Raw genomic sequence first — 1,861 nt, forward strand, 5'->3', positions numbered from 1 at the left:
GTCTGAGGTCGAGAGGACATGATGCATATTATGTTCGAGAGTAAATACTGGAGGTGCGTTAAATAATGCGTTGGCAGGTCCGATAGCCATTGGGGACAATGGGATTCCTAAAGCAACAAGTGGAATGAGCGTTCCGGATATATACGCTGCATTTGTTAATCCATCCATGCTTGAAATCGCTCTGGCGGCTTTTTTGACGGGATCTTTAACTCTGCTTGATAGAGTTTCCCCTAAGAAAATCGTCATTCCTACTGGACTCATAAAAAATGTAAGAGATCCTAAAAAGGAAGCAAATGCACTGGTTCCGACTTCTTTTCTATCCAGAATTTTAAAAGGGTTGGGAAATCCCTTTTCCATTTTAGTCCTGTACAATGTAATATTTTTCTTATCAAAACGCTCCAGGTTTTTTCGTTTTTGATTATTCAGTAATTCAAATAATGTCAAGATGACTGGTCCGATTGTTATTCCCAAGAAAAATGAAATGAATACAGTTGTATCAGCAGGTACTGCGCCTACTCCCCAGTATAAGTGGCGCAATCCCTGAATAAGAAGGGCAAAAGGGACAATCATTGCTAAAGCCAGCCATCTATTCTTACACATCAATGCAAGAAACACAGCACCAATAAAGAATAATGGACTTGCATATTCTTTGATTATATCAGCCATCGGAATTAAGGCATTCGCAAGGATTAAACTGACAGGGACTGATACTAACGTACCGATAACAGAACCGGATGCCATCTTGCGAATACTCAAATCCGGGACACCATGTTTCTTTAATATCATTGCATGCTCGACCATGGGAGCAGCCATCACCCCTCCTGGTATCCCTGCGACAGCAACTGGAATTGAGTCAGTGAGCTTCTTCGCTACAATAGCAGATATAAAGAATGAGAGAATGACGACAGGTTGAAAACCGGATAGTACCAGTACCAAGGTCACAGGTGCTAATACTGCAGTCTCGTCAGTTCCAGGGGCAATCCCGATGATTGTATAGATAACGGCTCCTAAGGCTGCCGCTCCTATCATTTGAATAATAATGACCGGATCCATATTTACCCCTCCCTATCTTCGTATCTAAAGTTTCTTTTTGGCTTAATCATGAAGCTGCACAGAATAAACCCAATTAGTGCTCCAGAAAGACCAAATAACAATGGTTTAGGCGGTTCGTTAGGTGCTATGAGGTAACCACCCAGTGTAGTGATTGAGCAAATAATTAACGAAATCACTAAATCCTGTATCTTCACCAAATCTTCCCACACTTCAATATTTTGTTCGGACGTTTCAATGGTAGTCTGATTTTTAGTTGGTGTACCTAAGTCTGACACAGTCATCCCTCCGATTCTTTTTTATAGCTCTTTTCTATAAGCATATTGCTTTTCGTACATAGTCCAGAAGTGAGAAGGAAGTGCATAAACGTGCTCATTCAAAATGAGGTAATGAAAAGCGACATTAGTATGCTTTAGGAGCATATTAAGTCCACTGGTCTACTAATTCCTTTGCCCGGTCAACTCTTACATTTCCTTCTTTGACGAGTTGGTCAGCAATGAGATCCACTAGCTCATCACCAGCTCCAGCCATAATAGCCACGTTTTTGGCATGTAATTTCATATGGCCTCTTTGAATGCCATCTGTTGCTAATGCTTTTAAAGCAGTAAGATTTTGCGCAAGACCAACAGACGCAATGATTTCGGCTAATTGATGTGCTTTCGTGACCCCCATAACCTTTACATTCGTTTTTGCTTTTGGATGAATCGATGTTGCACCTCCGATAATCCCGACTGCCATCGGGAGCTCGATTGTCCCTACTAAGTCACCTTTGTCATTCTTCTCCCAAGTAGTTAGAGATGAATATTGACCA

The 1,861-nt window shown here is 41.3% G+C and carries 3 protein-coding genes; all 3 read right to left on the minus strand.

Features of this window, described 5'->3' with window-relative positions:
* On the minus strand, positions 1–1,053 hold a 1,053-nt coding region (locus HP456_RS23470; RefSeq protein WP_172255542.1), incomplete at its 3' end, for a tripartite tricarboxylate transporter permease.
* A 2-nt stretch (positions 1,054–1,055) separates the two neighbouring features.
* Complete coding sequence (locus tag HP456_RS23475) at positions 1,056–1,328, minus strand: hypothetical protein (protein WP_312857810.1); 273 nt, start codon at positions 1,326–1,328, stop codon at positions 1,056–1,058.
* Between the two features lie 145 nt (positions 1,329–1,473).
* Positions 1,474–1,861: hydroxymethylglutaryl-coenzyme A reductase family protein (locus HP456_RS23480; protein WP_512698787.1), on the minus strand; the 388-nt coding region annotated here is incomplete at its 5' end.

Source organism: Bacillus haikouensis (assembly GCF_013179555.1).
GTDB lineage: Bacteria > Bacillota > Bacilli > Bacillales > Bacillaceae_B > Rossellomorea > Rossellomorea haikouensis_A.